This is a genomic window from Salicibibacter cibarius (assembly GCF_016495725.1).
Taxonomy (GTDB): Bacteria; Bacillota; Bacilli; order Bacillales; family Marinococcaceae; genus Salicibibacter; species Salicibibacter cibarius.
Map to the genome: position 1 here is coordinate 313,156 of NZ_CP054705.1, position 17,490 is coordinate 330,645.

General features: G+C 39.3%; 15 protein-coding genes and 1 pseudogene. 14 read left to right on the plus strand and 2 right to left on the minus strand.

Features of this window, described 5'->3' with window-relative positions:
- Nucleotides 1-236: 236 nt before the first annotated feature.
- Both HUG15_RS01660 and HUG15_RS01665 read right to left on the minus strand, forming a co-directional pair.
- Nucleotides 237-1,293: pseudogene (locus tag HUG15_RS01660) on the minus strand (IS630 family transposase).
- 281 nt (nucleotides 1,294-1,574) lie between these two features.
- Nucleotides 1,575-2,945: an IS4 family transposase gene (locus tag HUG15_RS01665; protein ID WP_246516607.1), complete on the minus strand. Its 1,371-nt coding sequence runs from the start codon at nucleotides 2,943-2,945 to the stop codon at nucleotides 1,575-1,577.
- 775 nt (nucleotides 2,946-3,720) lie between these two features.
- Here HUG15_RS01665 and HUG15_RS01670 point away from each other — a divergent pair.
- The 14 genes from HUG15_RS01670 to HUG15_RS01735 all read left to right on the plus strand — a co-directional run bounded on the left by HUG15_RS01670 (nucleotide 3,721) and on the right by HUG15_RS01735 (nucleotide 17,468).
- The gene (locus HUG15_RS01670) at nucleotides 3,721-4,251 is read left to right on the plus strand and encodes a cupin domain-containing protein (protein WP_200126633.1); all 531 of its coding nucleotides are present in this window, start codon (nucleotides 3,721-3,723) and stop codon (nucleotides 4,249-4,251) included.
- Between the two features lie 184 nt (nucleotides 4,252-4,435).
- Nucleotides 4,436-5,464: an ABC transporter substrate-binding protein gene (locus HUG15_RS01675; RefSeq protein WP_200126634.1), complete on the plus strand. Its 1,029-nt coding sequence runs from the start codon at nucleotides 4,436-4,438 to the stop codon at nucleotides 5,462-5,464.
- Between the two features lie 37 nt (nucleotides 5,465-5,501).
- The gene (locus HUG15_RS01680; protein ID WP_246516458.1) at nucleotides 5,502-6,320 is read left to right on the plus strand and encodes an ABC transporter ATP-binding protein; all 819 of its coding nucleotides are present in this window, start codon (nucleotides 5,502-5,504) and stop codon (nucleotides 6,318-6,320) included.
- Nucleotides 6,310-7,089: an ABC transporter permease gene (locus HUG15_RS01685; protein WP_200126636.1), complete on the plus strand. Its 780-nt coding sequence runs from the start codon at nucleotides 6,310-6,312 to the stop codon at nucleotides 7,087-7,089. The genes HUG15_RS01680 and HUG15_RS01685 overlap by 11 nt, the downstream gene beginning before the upstream one ends.
- 13 nt (nucleotides 7,090-7,102) lie before the next feature.
- A complete protein-coding gene (locus tag HUG15_RS01690) occupies nucleotides 7,103-7,855 on the plus strand; it encodes an ABC transporter permease (protein WP_200126637.1) in 753 nt (250 codons plus the stop codon).
- Nucleotides 7,856-7,959: 104 nt separating this feature from the next.
- The gene (hcaB, locus tag HUG15_RS01695) at nucleotides 7,960-8,754 is read left to right on the plus strand and encodes a 3-(cis-5,6-dihydroxycyclohexa-1,3-dien-1-yl)propanoate dehydrogenase (RefSeq protein ID WP_200126638.1); all 795 of its coding nucleotides are present in this window, start codon (nucleotides 7,960-7,962) and stop codon (nucleotides 8,752-8,754) included.
- Nucleotides 8,755-9,010: 256 nt separating this feature from the next.
- Nucleotides 9,011-9,937, plus strand: coding sequence for a VOC family protein (locus HUG15_RS01700; protein ID WP_200126639.1), 927 nt, complete (start codon nucleotides 9,011-9,013; stop codon nucleotides 9,935-9,937).
- A gap of 18 nt (nucleotides 9,938-9,955) precedes the next feature.
- Entirely contained in the window at nucleotides 9,956-10,747 is a 792-nt protein-coding gene (locus HUG15_RS01705; RefSeq protein ID WP_200126640.1) for an SDR family oxidoreductase, read from the plus strand.
- Between the two features lie 23 nt (nucleotides 10,748-10,770).
- A complete protein-coding gene (locus HUG15_RS01710) occupies nucleotides 10,771-12,450 on the plus strand; it encodes a thiamine pyrophosphate-binding protein (RefSeq protein WP_200126642.1) in 1,680 nt (559 codons plus the stop codon).
- 14 nt (nucleotides 12,451-12,464) lie between these two features.
- Nucleotides 12,465-13,916 (plus strand): aldehyde dehydrogenase family protein, encoded by a 1,452-nt coding sequence (locus HUG15_RS01715; RefSeq protein ID WP_200126644.1) that lies wholly within the window; start codon nucleotides 12,465-12,467, stop codon nucleotides 13,914-13,916.
- A 16-nt stretch (nucleotides 13,917-13,932) separates the two neighbouring features.
- Entirely contained in the window at nucleotides 13,933-14,697 is a 765-nt protein-coding gene (nadX, locus tag HUG15_RS01720; protein WP_200126646.1) for an aspartate dehydrogenase, read from the plus strand.
- A 13-nt stretch (nucleotides 14,698-14,710) separates the two neighbouring features.
- Nucleotides 14,711-16,030: an aromatic ring-hydroxylating oxygenase subunit alpha gene (locus HUG15_RS01725; protein WP_200126648.1), complete on the plus strand. Its 1,320-nt coding sequence runs from the start codon at nucleotides 14,711-14,713 to the stop codon at nucleotides 16,028-16,030.
- A gap of 17 nt (nucleotides 16,031-16,047) precedes the next feature.
- Nucleotides 16,048-16,554 carry an aromatic-ring-hydroxylating dioxygenase subunit beta gene (locus tag HUG15_RS01730; protein ID WP_200126650.1) on the plus strand — a complete coding sequence of 169 codons (507 nt, stop codon included), beginning with the start codon at nucleotides 16,048-16,050 and terminating at the stop codon, nucleotides 16,552-16,554.
- A 59-nt stretch (nucleotides 16,555-16,613) separates the two neighbouring features.
- Complete coding sequence (locus tag HUG15_RS01735; RefSeq protein WP_200126652.1) at nucleotides 16,614-17,468, plus strand: alpha/beta fold hydrolase; 855 nt, start codon at nucleotides 16,614-16,616, stop codon at nucleotides 17,466-17,468.
- Nucleotides 17,469-17,490 lie beyond the last annotated feature (22 nt).

Here is a 17,490-nt window from a genome sequence, read left to right on the forward strand (position 1 = left end):
CTGAGATTTTCAGGGGACCGTTAATGGTTTCTGTTTTTTCAAGTGCAAAGTTGGCATGTTCGACGGTTACAACTTTTAGCGTAGTATACGTACCAGAAATTCTTTCACAACGTTCAAAGCAGTATATTAATCATTTATCCTCGGCTTTTTGAGACAAAAATCGGGTCTATTTTTTGGTGAGTTATGAAGAATCACTACGAAACATTGTTGAAGAAGTAATATCTATATAAGTTGAACTAAAGACCTTCTAGAATTTCGCCTGATTCCATTCTTACACACAGTCGGTCAATGACTTTCACGGGATCAATATTTTCCATGAACGTACCGACATTCTTGCGAATTTCAGCTACGGTATGATAGAAAACATTATTGATGACGTCGGCTTTCAGCCATTTCCAGAGTCCCTCGACAATATTGAGTTGTGGACTGTAGGGAGGCAAAAATGTAAATGTCAATCTTCCATTCATTTCTTGTAGAAAAGGATCAAGCAACCTGGCATGGTGAATCCTTGCATTGTCTAGAATCATGACAATGTTTCCCGTTGGATAGGCTTCTGTCACTTTTTTTAGGAAGGCGAGAAATTGTATATTGCTCTTCTTCTTGCCACACGGTTTCTCCGGTGACGTCATCGACCGTAGCCAAAAGCTTCACACCCCGATGTTTACCGGTCGTTTTAATGATTCGTTGCTTTCCTTTGGCAAACCATGTCGATTGCAACGCCTGGTAATCACGGATCATGCTTTCATCTTCAAACAAAATATGATCAATTTCGCCGTTGTTCCATTTTTTTACCTCTGGAAAGGTGGTTTCGACAAATGCTTTTTGCTTTTCTTCGTCAGCTGCAGCCAGCGTATACGTTGGCCTGGTGTAACTCAATCCTAATCGATGCATCATTTTCGATACACCGCGAATGGAGTATTCATGCCCGAATTCGCGATTGATGTACAAAGCAATAAGCTCTAGCGTCCAATTAAATTTAGCCGGAAACCCAACCTCATGAGGGAGGTAGTCAATGATGATTTGTTTTAATCGAGCCTGTTGTTCTTCATTTAATCGAGGCGGCTTTCCCGTTGAGAATTTCATGGTCAAACCATCGGGTCCATGTTCTTCATAGGATTTAATGTACGTTCGGATTGTTTTATCCGATCGGTTGAGAATGGTCGTCATTTGCTTAACGGAATATCCTTTCAGGTACAAACGAATGGTCTGATACCGTTCATACATCCGTCGTTTTTGTTCGTGTTTAAGCCTATGCTCAACTTCTTGCAACTCTTCTATATTGGATTTCATCACAAATCACCGTCCAATCAGGGTATTTAAATATTCGACATGTGATGGGTGAAAATCCTTCCAATTTGCTTAATAAAACTTTAGTTCATTCTATATAAGTGACAACCAATGGGGAATTTTAGAGAAATTAAAAAATATGATTGTTTGTGTATCCCCACATATGATGATTTTAATATCATCTATGGATTTTAAAGGAAAACAAATTTCAAATACAACTATGTGACTCAACTTTCGGACATGACTAACACTCGTAAACCACTGATATAAAGGGATTTAAGACTAATTCACCCTCGAGAAAGTAACGGTTTTCGCAAAAATTCCGGCAAGTTATCAAACAAGCGATCCAAAAACGGCTGAATTTGCTCGTCCGTGAGCAAGTGTTCTTCCGCCAGCATCGAGCCTAAAACATCAAGGATCATCAAAAGGGCTTCAGAAAATCGAAGATCCTCTATCTCATCACAACACATGAAAAACAGCTGACCAATCGTGCGAGGATCTTCTTCCTCCCGCGAGCTCACAGCGAGCATCATGTAGCGGAGAAAAACAATTGATGTGTGCGCAGTTAACGCATCATAACTGCGGCATTGGAATTCCTTGGCCAATCTCAAGTGAGATTTGGTCACTTTGAAAAAGCATTCAATGGCCCAGCGTTTACCATAAATGCGAACAGTATCTTCTTCGGTATGATCCAGGTTCGTCGTGAGAATGGCTAACCACTGTTTCGAACGGTTACGATCACGAACAAAGATGATGCGAGCTTGAATCTCCCGTCCATTTTCATCCGAACCTAGGCCAACAAGAATGGAAGCAAGGATTTTTGCCCGGCCTCGTTTCTTGCGCACTTTTTGGTAAAGCTGGTTCAACGTATAGGATTCCCCTTCGTAGGTGTAGTGAATCTTGGGGGATCGCTTGATCATACATACGACATCCAGGGGATACTGGGTAACTACGCGTTTGATGATCGAAGGATACGCAAACCAGCTATCGAAAAGGAGCGTTTTAGCGCCAAGCTTCACAGGATTGATGTCATCCAGCAAGGTGAACAACGTTTCCGTCCCTTTCTGCAGTGCTTCTTGTCGGCGGCGGTAACCCACCGTTCGTTTGTCGATGGTCGGATTCACCTCCTGGAAACGGTTTTTTTCATTTCTCGAACTTAGCAATGAAAAAGCCAAGGGCAGAAACGTCGCACCATCCGACCAACCAAGCGTAAGCATGCGAAAACCTTTAAAGTAGGCGCCTGTGCTGTGGTCTTTGACACGTGATAGGAGTTCGACGGCTTTACTGCGATTACGGTCATAGCTCGAGTCATCGACGATCAACACACCATCGCGATCCGTCAATGGTCGGAGGTAGGTCTCAATGAGATGCGCGCTCACCAAGACGAGACATTTTCGCCAGTTATACGTTGCGCGTTTCATCAAGTCGTACACGGCATCCTTTTCCGGCGCATCCGGAAGGCGGCCGGACTCGAGCGTCCGATAAAGATTCTTCCCTTGCAGAACGAGGGAAAAGATAAATTGTACAAGAACGAGGGCAGAAAATCCTTTTTCTTTATGGATATTGGATTGGTGCAAAAACGTACCAATTTTAGCCTGTTTGAAAAAGTGCGTCACGCGAGATTGTTGCTGGTTACCTTGATCAGAATTTGGTATCATTGAAACCACAGAAAACATCCTTTCTTTGGTTTTGGTGTGGTGCCTTTATTTTACCAAAGAACAGGGTGTTTTTTGCTTTTTTGGACAAAAATCTGCTACAAATCCTAATTTTATAAGGGTTTACCTGTGATTTTCTGCTCCGAAAGTTGAGTATGTGACTTTGGTAGCCAAAAGGATCAAATTGAAATTACGCAATGGAAACTCGTAGAAAAAAATGCAACGAAAGAATGGAAGGAACTATCAAAACAAATGAATTCACTTACATTCGGAGCATCAGGTATATTTGAACAAGATGATTCGGAGAACTTAACAGATATTACGCAAAATAGTAAAGGTGTATACCATGTTCAGGAGAATACATCTTTTATATTACACAATGGGCATGCTTAAGGAGCAATTACAAGATTTTGTTGGACCAGGTATTGTTTATGAAAATAAATTTAATGAAGCCAATGCAAGATTATTTTTTAGGAACTGGCTTGATCAAATGACGGCTGAATAATACGTATAGGGGTGACTGGTATGAAGGAACTGATAGAATTACAATATGAAGTCGAGCAAGTGGTGGGTGGGTCTGTCCAAAAGGACAGATCCTTTCCTTTTCTTCAGTGATTATATATATTCTTATTTATTTATGTTTTTGCATATATGAAAACGCTTCAAAAAAGTTCTTGACAATTAATTGTCAGCAAGCTATCATATTACCATATATAAAACACTATTTTATATATGAATTAATAATCTCAGAAAAACAGGAAAAAAGGGAGGAATTTAAATGACAAATTTTTCACTTAAGGAATTTGAAGACAAGTATGTAGCTAGGCTTGAAGATCGCAAATTGGATTGGAATGTATTGAAATTTCAAGAAGAGATCGATCCAGCCTACCAGCGAGCGCAAATGCGCTATATCGGACGAGGAGCTACGGCAAATAATGATCCTGATGTTATTGAAGCTGAACATTTTACATTAAGTACGATGGTACTGCCACCGGGATGTATTGGCCCCTTGCACCACCACGATGACGTAGAGGAAGTATTCTTTATTTTAAAAGGAAAAGTCAAAGCATTAATTCAAGAAGATAGCTACAGTGAAACTCATGAAATTGAACTGAATGAAAGAGATTGTATCAGTAGCCCGCCAGGTGTATATCGAGGTATCAAAAATATCGGTGATGAAGAAGCATTAATGCTCGTCATGCTTGGAGCTAACAAGCCAAATATTCCGACGTATCCAGAAGGAAGCGAGTTGGAAAAAGTGCGAAAAGAGCGCGCTAAAGAAAGAGAAGCCATTATTAAAGAAAAATAATGTAATGACTTCAGTATTTTGTCTATTAAATGCTTTAAACATGTGGACGTCTCTCTTTAGGTTAATCTATGCTCAGCCATGGAGGGGCGTTCATAACTTAATTAAATAAAGTAATTTTTGAGCCCTTGCTAATTATTTCAAAACCTCAAATAAATTGATTATTATAGTTTAAGGGGGTTATAAGATGGAAGGATATAAATCGAATATTTTTATATCCCCAATATTTGTTATTTTATTATTACTCGGAATTGGTACAGGATGCACTTCTTCTGATAATTCCACTCCTACAAACACTTCATCAGAACCTGTTGAAATTAATATTGGTCATGGTATTTCTACAGAAGAACCACTTTATTTAGTTGAACATCTTCCAGAAGTAGCCTCTAATTTAGGTGAAAGCTATACACTAAATATGTCTTCTTTTCAAGCAAATGCCGACCGTATAAATGCTTACCAAGCTGGTGAGATAGATGGAGGTACACTTGGTCAAGGAGCCGCATTGATGATATCTGAACAAGGTGTTGATTTGACAGTATTGGCTAGTGTTGTACAAGATTCAGTGGAGGAAGGCTATAATCATAAGTTTCTTACGATGGCAGACTCCGAATTAGAATATACAGCTGAAGCACTAGAAGGAGCAGTCATAGGCATTCCAGATTATATGTCTCCAACTGATCTATGGGGTCGGGCAGCTGTTCGGGATCTCGGATTAGATCCTGATAGCGATGTTGAATGGGTAAATATAGCAGCCCCAGCAATGACAGCCTCCCTTGAAGCAGGCATAATTGATATAGGGATGTTTGCACAACCTTTTTTTGAAATGACACAAAATAACAACGAGGAGTACGAAGAAGTGTTTAATTCGAAAACTGGCGTACCTATTAACGAAGACTTCTTAGTGCTGTTTATGGATCCGGAATTTATTTCTGAAAACGAAGAGGCTGTAGAAGATTTCCTTGCTGATTATGTAGCTGTCACCGAATATTATTTAGATAATCAAGAAGAGATGAGGCAACTGTTGTTAGACGTTGGCGCTGTTGAGGCAGACCCGGAAGATTATATTGAAATGGAGGACTCAGATCGTTCTAAAACTGGAGAAATCAATCTTGAATCTTGGAAAGAGGTACAAAACCTCATCCTTGAAGAAGAGTGGATTGAAGACCGCGTTAATTTAGAATCTATTGTTGATATGTCCTATCTTCCAGACAGGTAGTAAATTCATTAAATGCAATAAGAAAAAGGAGATGCAAATGAATAAAACATTGCCAGCTATTCAAATTAACAATGTTGAGAAATCCTTTTCAAAAAATAAAGAAAAGATAACAGTTATTGATGATTTCAATCTTGATGTTGCGGAAGGTCAATTTGTTAGCTTTGTAGGACCAAGTGGTTGTGGGAAAAGTACATTATTGCATATTGTTGGAGGTTTTATCCCAGAAACGAATGGTGAAATACAAATTAGAGGAAACAAGGTAACTAAACCAGGACCGGATCGAGGTATGATGTTTCAAGAAGAAGCCCTTTTTCCTTGGAGGAATGTTTATGACAACGTCGCATGGGGGCTGGAAGTACAAAAGAAATCAAAAAAAGAGCGTCAGGAAATTGTTGAGCGTTTTCTGAAATTAGTTAATTTGGAGGACTTTAAAAACAGTATGCCTTCAGAACTTTCTGGCGGCATGAAACAGCGTATCTCCTTAGCTAGAGTTTTAGCTTTCGATCCAGATGTACTCTTAATGGATGAACCCTTCGGCGCTTTGGATGCTCAAACACGAGAAACTATGCAAGTTGAACTGCAAAGGATCTGGTCAGAATCCCAGAAAAGTGTATTATTTGTAACCCATGATATTGATGAAGCTGTCTTTTTAGGAGATGTTGTTGCTGTTTTTTCGAAGAGGCCGGCACAAATAAAAGAACTTGTTAAAATCGATTTGGATCGCCCTCGTGATATTTCAATCCGAAAATCTCCGGATTTTGTTGAATATCGAAATTACATTTGGGATCTTCTTCATGATTATTCACCTGAGACAAATTATTCTCAATTGGGGAGACAAATTTCACATGCAAAATAATATTGGAACGCTTAAATCAAATTCTAAATTGAAAATGATTATAGCGATTGAAATTGCCGCGGTACTTGCATTATGGCAGTTTTTATCAAGCGCCAATTTGATAAACGATTATCTTTCTAATCCGATTGAAATTGGTACTTTTCTATTACAGTCCATTTTTGGCGGAGAGTTAATTATCGATGCGGGAATGAGTTTATACAGATCCTTAACAGGATTTATACTCGTTATTGTATGTGGAACCATATTGGGAATATGTGCAGGTTACTTTCAACCTGTAGGGAGGTTTTTTGACCCGTTAATAAGTTTAGGAAACCCTGTTCCTAAAGTCGCGTTGCTTCCAGTTTTAATTGTTTGGTTCGGACTGAATGATTTCACTCGTATATTTATTATCTTTTTGACAGCCTTTTTCCCATGTTTCATTAATACAGCTGATGGTGTAAGAACAGTTAATAAATACTTAATTTGGTCCGCACGTAATATGGGGAGCTCCCACTTAAACGTTGTTAAAAAAATTATTTTTCCGGCAGCGCTCCCAAAGATTTTCGACGGATATAGAATTTCACTAGCGCTCACTTTTATGATGGTATTTTCCTCAGAGATCATAGGCTCAGCGAATGATCGTGGTCTCGGATTGATGATCCTAAATGCAGATATGTTTGGGCGGACGGATATTATGTTTGCAGCGGTTTTCGTTATTGCCTTACTTGGTCTATGGTGTGATCGAATTTTGTTGTTTACTCGTTCCCGTATTTTATGGTGGGCAAATTGAGGTGTATTCGCGAATGGTAGATAAACTAAAAAATTGGATAAATAATTATTACTCGGTTTTTCTGCTTCTGGTAGTTTGGGAGATAGTTGCTATGTCAGGTATATTCCCAGAGCGATTGTTCCCAAGTATGACACTTATAATACAAAATATATTTGAATTAGCTAGTTCCGGAGTGTTGTGGGGAGACTTAGGAGCTACGCTATATAGACTTTTCATTGGATTTGCATTAGCTGCTGTTATTGGAGTTTTTCTAGGAATCTATATGAGTAAGCATCCGTTTTTTGACGGATTAATGCAGCCAATTTTCTCAATTGGATATCCTATTCCGAGGGTTGCGCTTTATCCGATAGTTGTTTTCGTAATAGGTCTTGGTTCTGGATCCAAGATATTTCTAATTTTTCTCGAATGTCTCTTTCCAATTGTCATTTCTACTTATTTTGGGGCTAAAAGAGTGAACAATGTATATTTATGGTCTGGGCAAAACATGGGAGCTTCTAGTAAGGAAATGTTTTGGAAAATTACACTGCCCGCAACGATGCCTTCAATTTTTACAGGTTTTCGGATCGCAATTCCGCTTGCATTCGTTGTAGCTGTATTAACAGAAATGATTACTTCAACAGAAGGTCTTGGAAATTTACTAACATTTATGGAGGCTTCATTACGACAAGATCAAGTTCTTGCAGTTGTTACTGTTATATCAATTGTAGGATTTATCATTGACCGTATTGTTGGTATCGTTCGAAAAAAATACGTTCATTGGGGATAAGAGACGACATATCAAATATATTCTGTGTCTAATTAAGATTACAACGACTCGTACGTCCACAACAAGCCAAAGTAATAAATTGTTTTAAAGGGTGATTGTAAAAAATGGAGAACTTGAAGGGGAAGGTTGCGATTGTTACTGGAGGCACTGCAGGAATCGGAGAGGCTGTCTCACGAAGGTTTTTAGAAGAGGGGGCCAATGTTTGTATTGTAGGAAGGTCGAAAACCAAGTTAGAGTCTTTGCAAAATGAGTTTGGTGAGAGAACTATAACGATTTCGGGTGATGTATCAGAATATACCAGTCACCAAGAAGCAGTCCGGGAAACAGTTAAGAAATTTGGGAAATTAGATATTTTTGTTTCAAATGCCGGTGTGTTTGATGGTTTTGTGTCATTGGAAAAACTCCCTGAAAACCGCATGGATGAAGCATTTTCTTCCATTTTTGATATTAATGTTAAGGGAGGACTTCTAGGAGTTAAGGCAGCTTACGAAGAATTAAGAAAAACTAATGGAAACATCATTTTTACACTTTCAAATGCTTCTTTTTATCCTAATGGTGGTGGTCCCATCTATACAGCTAGTAAGCATGCGATGCTTGGGCTTGTTCGTGAGTTAGCTTATGAACTGGCGCCTGAAATTCGTGTCAATGGAGTGTCCCCAGGAGGAACTATAACAAAGCTTGCGGCTATTCCAAGTTTGCAGGATGTCGTGGAAACGATCGATCCTGAAACGCGACAAAAATTTATTGAAAGTAGAAACCCTTTAAAATTAGCCCAAAAAGCAGAAGATCATAACGGCGCTTATGTTTTATTAGCATCGAATCAATCTAGAGCTATTACTGGTACAGTTATAGAAAGTGACGGGGGTTTAGGTGTAAGAGGAATGCCTAATAGTAACTAAGTTCTTAATACTTCACGTGAGAAAAGGTGGTATCTGTCACGATTTCATTCATTATAAGACAAATAGTCTATAATGTCGGGCATTTGCAGAAACTTTACGACAGAATTTGAATCTAAAGTTCAAAACATTTCAAGATTAGTTGACTTACTGTTGAAACGTTGATATTATTTGTGTACACCGTATATAAAACAATGTTTTATATACAAATCAAATAATTAGAATTCCCTTTTTTTCACTAAAAATATGAGGTGATAATATGCTTGGTATTACACATCTGAGGCACATTAGTTTGATAACTCCTACATTAAATGAACAATCAAACTATTATGAAAGTGTTTGGGGTCTTGATAAAGTTTATGAAGATGACCAATCTGTATCTTTTCGAGGAGCAGGACCTGAAAATCACATATTAAATTTGAGAGCAGGAGATAGGAAGGCACTTCATCATATTGGCTTTGGAATGGCAGATAATATTGCAGTTGATCAGGCTGCTGAAAAACTCAAAGAGCTTAACATACCGATTGTATCGGAACCGAGTTATCTTGATGAAGAAGGCGGCGGTTATGGGATGCGATTCTTGGATCCGGACGGACGGTGCATTGAGCTTTCTGCTTGGGTGGAAGTTCATACGTCTTATTGGAGAAAAAAAGATGTTGATCCCATGAAGCTTAATCATGTTGTTTTAAATACACCGAATATAGATGAAGCTGTTGATTTTTACACGACAGTGCTTGGGTTCAAAGTTTCGGATTGGAGTGAGCATCAGATGGCGTTTTTGCGCTGTAACAAAAATCATCATTCCATTGCATTTAATCAAGCTGAGCATGCATCGGTAAACCACATCGCTTATGAAGTTGATAGCGTAGATGAAGTGATGCGTGGAATCAAAAATGTCCGAAAGAATGGTTTTGAAGAACTATGGGGACCAGGACGCCATGGCCCTGGGAATAACATTTTCTGTTATTTTAAGGATCCGGCAGGATTTGTTATTGAATATACGTGCTACATTATTACGATCGAGGATGAATCAAAATGGGAATCATTTGTCTGGAAAAGGGTTCCTCATCTAATTGATCGCTGGGGTATTGCTGGGCCACCTTCAAAGGAGGCTCGTGCAGCAATGGCAGGCGAACCAGATGAAGGATGGGCTAAAAAGGAGTTAGAAGAGCAATTTCATCAGTGAAAGGGTTGAATCTAGACTATGAATCTAGGGTTGCAAGATAAGAATGTGATTATTATGGGTGGCACCTCGGGCGTCGGTCTAAAAACAGCTGAAATGTTTATTGAAGAAGGGGCGAACGTTGCTGTTTGTGGACGGGATCAGGAACGTATGGACTCCGCGTATAACCATCTACGAAAGATAGCTGAACATAAGGATATTTACGCGGGAATGTGCGATGTAACAAAGGAAGAGGATGTCATCGCTTTTGTAGAAAACAGCGCACGACATCTTGGTGGTATTAATATTTTAGTGAATGCCGCTGGTCGAAGTTTTATGGGTCATTTTTTTCAAATTAACAATGAACAATGGAATGAACAAATTCAATTAAAATATTTCTCAATTATTTATGCAGTCCGCGCTGTTCATCCTTATATGGTGTCATCTGAGGGTGGAAGAATCATTAACATTAATGCCACGTTAGCGAAAGAGCCAGAACCACACATGGCAGCAACGGCAGCGACGCGCGCAGGTCTTCTTAATTTAAGTAAGACACTATCCCATGAATTGGCAACAGATAATATTCTGGTGAATTCTGTAAGCTTAGGGTTGATTCGCACAGAGCAATGGGAGAGAAGAAGAAAGCAAAATGCACCTGAAGCTGATCCAGAAAAATGGTATAAAGATATAGCGCATAAACGCAATATACCACTGAAAAGAGTTGGAGAAGCAGAAGAGGTTGCCAGTGTTATCGTCTTCCTTGCTTCGGAGCGTTCCAGTTATGTTTCAGGATCTACCGTTGAAGTTGCAGGTGGTTTGGGAAAGAGTGTGTAATATATATACGAGGAAGGACAATTATGAATAAAGATGTGGAGACCGAATTTATAGTAGCTGATGCAATTGTAGAGGAACTAGTGAAATCAGGCGTTGAAGTTGTGTTTGGAATTGTGAGCATTCATAATATGCCAATTTATGATGCAATTAAAAGAGATGGAAGCATTTACTGTGTGACTGCTCGCGGAGAAAGTGGTGCCGTAAACATGGCCGATGGTTATGCACGCACTACCGGAAAGCTTGGTGTAGTCATTACCAGTACAGGAACTGGAGCAGGGAATGGAGCAGGGTCACTTGTGGAAGCATGGAATGCTGGCGCGCCTGTTTTGCACCTTACGGGTGAAGTTTCTTCCTCTTATTTGGGGATGGAAAATGGATATATTCATCAATGTAAAGATCAACATTCGATGATGAAGGGAGCTTGCAAAAATGCTCATTTGTTAAAAAAACCAAATCAAATATATCCGTTCATTCGTCAGGCGATTAATCAGGCACTCACCCCTCCTCAAGGGCCAATTACCGTTGAAATACCCATTAATTATCAGTCGGCGATAATTACAAAAAATAATTATATGGAAAATACACGAACCTTTGGAAACCCTCAGGACATATCATTATCTATTGTGAAAAAAATCCGTGCAGCGAAACGGCCAGTTCTATGGACAGGTAGCGGTGCAATTGCCTCAGATGCTGCAGAGCAAGTAACGGAACTTGCAGAATTAATTGGGGCGCCAGTTATTACGAGTCAAGCAGGTAAAGGGATTATACCCGAAGACCATCCTCTTTGTATAGGCCATTTTGCATCTTATCCAGAAGTTCAGAGGCTTTTAAAAGAGGCAGACTTGCTCATTAGTATTGGCATTCGTTTTCGTAGCAATGAAACAGCTTCATGGAAAGTAGAAATTCCGAAAGAGCATATTTCAATAGATATCGATCAAAACGCGATCAATCGCAATTATGAATGCACACACTCGATTATTGGTGATGCAAAGGATATTGTTGATCAATTACTCACCCATTTACATCAAGAATCAAATGAAAAATTACATGAATATAGACATGAAGTAGAAAATGTACGTAATCAAGTTCGTCAAAGCTTGCGTAGCACACTTGGCCCTTATGAACAGTTTGTTGACGCTATGAACGATATTCTCCCTGATAATGCCATTCTCGTTCGAGATGTTACTGTTCCTGCAAACGTATGGGGTAGTCGCTTAGTTGATATTTCTAAACCAAGGACTTCTATTCATGCGTCAGGGGGAGGTATTGGCCAAGGTTTACCAACAGCAATTGGTGCTCACTTTGGAGAAAAAAATCGATCGGTTGTATTAATGGCTGGCGATGGCGGATTTATGGTAAACGTTGGGGAAATGTCCACAGCAGTTCAAGAAAATCTTCCCCTTGTAGTTTTGCTATTTGATGATGGTGGTTATGGCGTGCTGAGGAGTATTCAGAATAATGCCTATGGCCGTCAAGTTGCAGTAGATTTAAATAGTCCGGATTTTGTCTCACTTGCTAGATCAATGGGTTTTACGGCAATGAAAATCCGATCAGCAAATGATTTTACTTTGAAGTTATCTGAATCTATTAAGTCAAAAAAACCAACGTTGCTTATGATAGATATGCAAGCTGTAGGTCCAATGGCAAAACCATTTGAAGGTCCTCCAGGTGCGGCAGAAGCATTTCAACCAAAAAAAATATAAGAGAGGAATAGCAAATGGCAAAAACGTTATTACCAAACGTATCTGGAAATTATTTAATGAATGGAGAATTAAAACAGACACAAGATGTAAAATCTGTTATAAATCCAGCGAAAACGGATGAAATCGTTGGCAAAGTCGCGCTGTGCACAGAAAAAGATGTGAGAGAAGCTGTAAGCGTTGCTGATGAAGCCTATCAAACATGGTCGCAAACAAAAATTACTGATCGAGCAGAACGAATGCGTAAAGCATCAGAGACATTAGGCGAAATTGTCGAAGAAAATGTTTCACTGTTTGTAAGGGAAAATGGAAAAACAATGGTCGAAGCGAAAAAAGATATTCTCAGGTGTGTAGAAATAATGCATCAACTTGCAGAAACCTCAGTTGAATGGTGGAAACCTATTCCTTTAGATGGCCATGGTCAGAATGTTTCAATTCGTAGACGCCCGCGCGGCGTAACAGCAGTTATTTCACCATGGAATTCACCCATGATTCTTACATTCAAGCGCCTCATTCCTGCTTTACTAGCTGGAAATACCGTTGTTGTAAAACCAGCAACTAATTGTCCGCTTACTGTACTTACAAGCCTCGCTGCTATTGCTAATCAATTTCCTCCTGGAGTCATTAATGTTGTAACGGGATCTGGAGAAATGGTTGGCGACCTCTTAAGTTCGGATTCACGTGTACGTGCGATTGCTTTTACGGGGGGGACAGAAACCGGGAAGGAGATTATGGCCCGGTCATCATCGACGATCAAAAATTTGTATATGGAACTTGGTGGAAATGATCCCGCATTAATCCTTCCGGACGCAGCATTAGATGACCAAGAAATTCAGAAGCTTCATGGTGCAATATTACGCTCGGCGGGGCAAGTTTGCTCTGCAGTGAAGCGAATATATGTACATGAGTCTCGTCATGATGAAATTGTAGAAAAGCTTACGAAATCTTTTGAAAAAGTTGTTGTAGGAAATGGCCTTCAGCCTGATGCGATGATGGGTCCTTTGAATAATGAAAGCCAGTACAAATATGTGATGGAATTGCTTAAGCGAACGGAAGAAAACGGCTCGAAAGTTAATACTGTCGGGGTGAAGTTAGATTCAGAATCGTGGGAGGATGGTTACTTCGTACTCCCATCAATTGTGACGGACATTTCGCATGATGCTGAATTAACACAAGCAGAACAATTTGGACCGGTTATTCCAATTATTCCTTACACTGATCTTGAAGATGCCATTAGAAAAGCAAATGATTCACCCTTTGGGTTACGAGCTTCTGTATGGACATCAAGTCGTGAAAATGCGATTTCAATCGCAGATCGACTAGAAGCCGGTGCAGTGTTTCATAACAACCATACAATCTTTAACAATCTTCACTTAGATTTTGCAGGTACAAAAGAAAGCGGAATGAATCGAGAAACTCAATGGGGGAATTTAGACTTATTCGCAGATTCTTATGGCTTTTCAAATTAGCGGATGGAGGCATCACATGAAAGTAGGGCTCATTGGATACGGGAACATTGGAAAGTATCTTATACAAAAGCTAAATGATGATCAATTGTTACCGGGTACTAGAATCACGTCTACGTTTTCTCGAAGTCGTAGGGAAATCAACGGAGTAGAAGTTTATAATGACTTTCAGGCTTTTCTTGATTCAGATATCGAAATCGTTGTCGAAGCTTCATCAATCAATGCTGTTAAAAAATATGGATATGATGTGCTTAAAGCTAGAAAAAATCTACTCATAATAAGCGTAGGAGCATTCGCCGATCAGTATTTTTATGATCAAATTCAAGCATTAGCATGGAAGTATGAGAGGAAAGTTTATCTCCCTTCAGGTGCAATTGGAGGATTGGATATTTTAAAAGCTGCGAAGACTTCAAATCAGTTAGATGCTGTTCAAATTATTACAAGGAAGCCGGCTTCATCACTTATTGATGAGCCTTTAGAAGAAAAGCAAACAGTGTTTGATGGAACTGCTTCGGAGGCTATTCAGTTATTCCCCAAAAATATCAATGTTTCGATTATATTATCGTTAGCAGGTATAGGCTCGGAGCAGACGCGAGTGAAGATTATTGCTGATCCCGCAGCTACAGAAAATATGCATTGTATAAAAGCATATGGTGGTTTTGGAGAAATGACGGTGGAAGTGAAAAACTCACCAATGCCAGAGAATCCTAAAACCAGTCATTTGGCAGCCTTAAGTGTACTTTCAACATTAAAGAAGAAAGAAGAAAATATTTTGATTATGTGAGAGGTGAAAGTTAATGAACAACACAGACGTGAAGACGGAAGAGCGACTTAATGACATGACACACGAAGAGGTTATACAACACCTTGAAAAAACAGTTCGTCCCGAGGAAGGTGTTATTCCTTCCTATGTGATGGGGGATCCAAAAATTCATGATATTGAACATAAAAAATTATTCACAAAAACTTGGCTTTTTCTTGCCCACGAGTCTGAAATTCCGGAAAATGGAGATTTTGTAACACGTGACTTAGCTAGTTATTCAATTATTTTAACAAAAGGAAATAAAGATGGAATTATCCGTGGTTTTTACAACATGTGCACGCACCGCGGGATGAAGTTATGTCGGGCGGATAAAGGGAATAAAGGACAATTCACATGCCCTTATCATGGGTTTACCTTTCAGAATAATGGTGATTTAGTTGGTGTTCCACTTCAAAAAGACATTTATGATGGCAAGCTGGATTTTGCTGGAATGGGATTACATTCTGTTCGAATTGATTCTTATCGAGGGATGATTTTTGGGACGTGGAATGAAGATCCTGAACCTCTTACAGAATTTCTTGGGGATTTTAAGTGGTATCTAGATCTTGCTCTTGGTCGCACTGAAATGGAAGTCGTTGGACCACCTCAGAAATATGTAATCAACGCACATTGGAAAATAGGAGCGGATAACTTCATCAGTGATTCATATCATACGATGGTCACTCACGGATCAATTGCTCGTCTGGGAATGGTTCCTAGTTCGAAATATTCAAAGAAAGGTTATCAAGTCCATACGAGAAATGGTCATGGCTTCAATTTGGGGGTTCCCAATCCGGATTTTGCCTTTCCAGAAGAACTTATTCCAGAATATAAAAGAAATTTGAATGAAGAACAATTTGATCTGCTTTCCAATATCAAAAATATGATTGGTACGATCTTCCCTAATTTGTCCATCCTTGTTTCTCATACAGAAATAAAAGGGAAGCTAATCTCAAATACGTCCGTTCGATTATGGAGACCGATTTCTGTCGATAAGATGGAAGTCATAACATGGTTTTTTGTGGAAAAGAATGCAAGTGATGATTGGAAAGAACGCTCACGAGAATCATTCATTCTAACTTTCAGTCCTTCTGGTATTTTCGAACAAGACGACACAGAAGTATTCACAGATATTACGGAAATGGCGTCAGGGTATATTCCATATGCGAAAAACTTTAATTACAACTACACAATGGGAATGCACCGCGAACCAGTTCAGGACTTCCCAGGACCAGGGGTCGTCTATGACGATAAATTTACTGAAGCAAACGCGCGTGCTTTTTACAGACATTGGTTGGATTTCATTCGTAAATAGCAGAAAGGTTGGGGAGAATGAACACGCAAAAGTTAGTAGCACAATATACATTTGAACAATGGCTGTTTCAGGAAGCGCGGTTACTTGATGAAATTGACTTTGATAGCTGGTTCGATCTAATGCATTCGGATCTCCAATACGAAATGCCTGTACGTGTAAACAAAGAAGGAATGGAGAAGCCAGATTATGCTCCGGATATGTCCGCTTTTCTTGATGATATCGAGACGTTGAGAATGCGGGTGGATCGTTTGAAGTCTGGTTTTGCTTGGGCGGAGATGCCTCCTTCAAGAACGCGAAGATTTGTAAGTAATGTCACAGTGAATGAATGCGATGAGGAATGGGCCTCAGTGACGAGCTATTTGTTAATTTATCGAAGTCGTGCGAAAGATATTTCTTACGATCTCATATCAGGAGAGCGGAGAGATGAATTCAAAATTGAAGATGGAGAATGGAAACTTTTAAAAAGGTTCTTTCTCGTTGATCAGACATCGTTAGCGACACGTAATCTAGCCATATTTGTATAGTATATCAAGTATGAAGTGAGTTATAAGCTTTTCTAAAAGAAAGGGGGGATCGAATCGTTATGCCCCATATTGACCTAGGGGATTACACGATTCACTACCGGATAGAGGGGAACGGTCCTACACTTGTACTTCTTCATGGAATGGGGAATAATTCGAAATCGTGGAAATCTCAACTAGATATGTTGAAGCACTCATTTACTGTTATCGCTTGGGATGCTCCGGGATATGGTCTAAGTTCGGACCCTAAAGAAGAATTTCAAACATTTACGGATTTTGCTGTAGTATTAAAAAAATTTCTTGATGCGATGAGTCTAACTCGCGTGTACGTACTAGGACATTCAATGGGAGCGGCTATCGCTTTAGAGCTTTACAATATATCTCCTAATGCGATAAAAGGGCTTATTCTTGCAGATGCAACGAGAGGTGCTGCAGATATTACCTCGTTTGAGAATAAGCAAAAGATGAACAATAGGCTGTATGCGATTAACACACTGCCCCCCAATGAACTGGCAAAGCAGAGAGCTAAACATCTCTTAGCACCGAATCCTTCAGAAAAAGTGCTGTTAAACGTTGAGAACATTATGTCTGAAGTTCGACCACCAGGTTATCGTTCTGTCATATATTCATTAGCAAACCTTGATCAAACAAAACTATATTTGTATGTGAACATACCAACTCTAATTATCTGTGGAGAGAAGGATAAAGTGACACCAGTACAAGTATCGAAGCTTATTAATGATAGCATTACAGAATCTGATCTTGTGATTATCCCGGAAACAGGGCATCTATGTTATCAGGAAGATCCAGATTCGTTTAATTACCATGTTATGCTTTTTTTGCAAAAAACAGAGCACTCTAACGAGATTCTTAAAAAAGATTATGCTGTAAATATAGGCGAAAAGGATTTTAATTGAGACAAAAGGGAAACTGATAATT

Excerpts from the sequence above, each read along its gene's own strand:
- HUG15_RS01665 (WP_246516607.1), bottom strand. The coding sequence starts at position 2,945 with ATGATACCAAATTCTGATCAAGGTAACCAGCAACAATCTCGCGTGACG.
- HUG15_RS01670 (WP_200126633.1), top strand. The coding sequence starts at position 3,721 with ATGACAAATTTTTCACTTAAGGAATTTGAAGACAAGTATGTAGCTAGG.
- HUG15_RS01675 (WP_200126634.1), top strand. The coding sequence starts at position 4,436 with ATGGAAGGATATAAATCGAATATTTTTATATCCCCAATATTTGTTATT.
- HUG15_RS01680 (WP_246516458.1), top strand. The coding sequence starts at position 5,502 with ATGAATAAAACATTGCCAGCTATTCAAATTAACAATGTTGAGAAATCC.
- HUG15_RS01685 (WP_200126636.1), top strand. The coding sequence starts at position 6,310 with ATGCAAAATAATATTGGAACGCTTAAATCAAATTCTAAATTGAAAATG.
- HUG15_RS01690 (WP_200126637.1), top strand. The coding sequence starts at position 7,103 with ATGGTAGATAAACTAAAAAATTGGATAAATAATTATTACTCGGTTTTT.
- hcaB (WP_200126638.1), top strand. The coding sequence starts at position 7,960 with ATGGAGAACTTGAAGGGGAAGGTTGCGATTGTTACTGGAGGCACTGCA.
- HUG15_RS01700 (WP_200126639.1), top strand. The coding sequence starts at position 9,011 with ATGCTTGGTATTACACATCTGAGGCACATTAGTTTGATAACTCCTACA.
- HUG15_RS01705 (WP_200126640.1), top strand. The coding sequence starts at position 9,956 with ATGAATCTAGGGTTGCAAGATAAGAATGTGATTATTATGGGTGGCACC.
- HUG15_RS01710 (WP_200126642.1), top strand. The coding sequence starts at position 10,771 with ATGAATAAAGATGTGGAGACCGAATTTATAGTAGCTGATGCAATTGTA.
- HUG15_RS01715 (WP_200126644.1), top strand. The coding sequence starts at position 12,465 with ATGGCAAAAACGTTATTACCAAACGTATCTGGAAATTATTTAATGAAT.
- nadX (WP_200126646.1), top strand. The coding sequence starts at position 13,933 with ATGAAAGTAGGGCTCATTGGATACGGGAACATTGGAAAGTATCTTATA.
- HUG15_RS01725 (WP_200126648.1), top strand. The coding sequence starts at position 14,711 with ATGAACAACACAGACGTGAAGACGGAAGAGCGACTTAATGACATGACA.
- HUG15_RS01730 (WP_200126650.1), top strand. The coding sequence starts at position 16,048 with ATGAACACGCAAAAGTTAGTAGCACAATATACATTTGAACAATGGCTG.
- HUG15_RS01735 (WP_200126652.1), top strand. The coding sequence starts at position 16,614 with ATGCCCCATATTGACCTAGGGGATTACACGATTCACTACCGGATAGAG.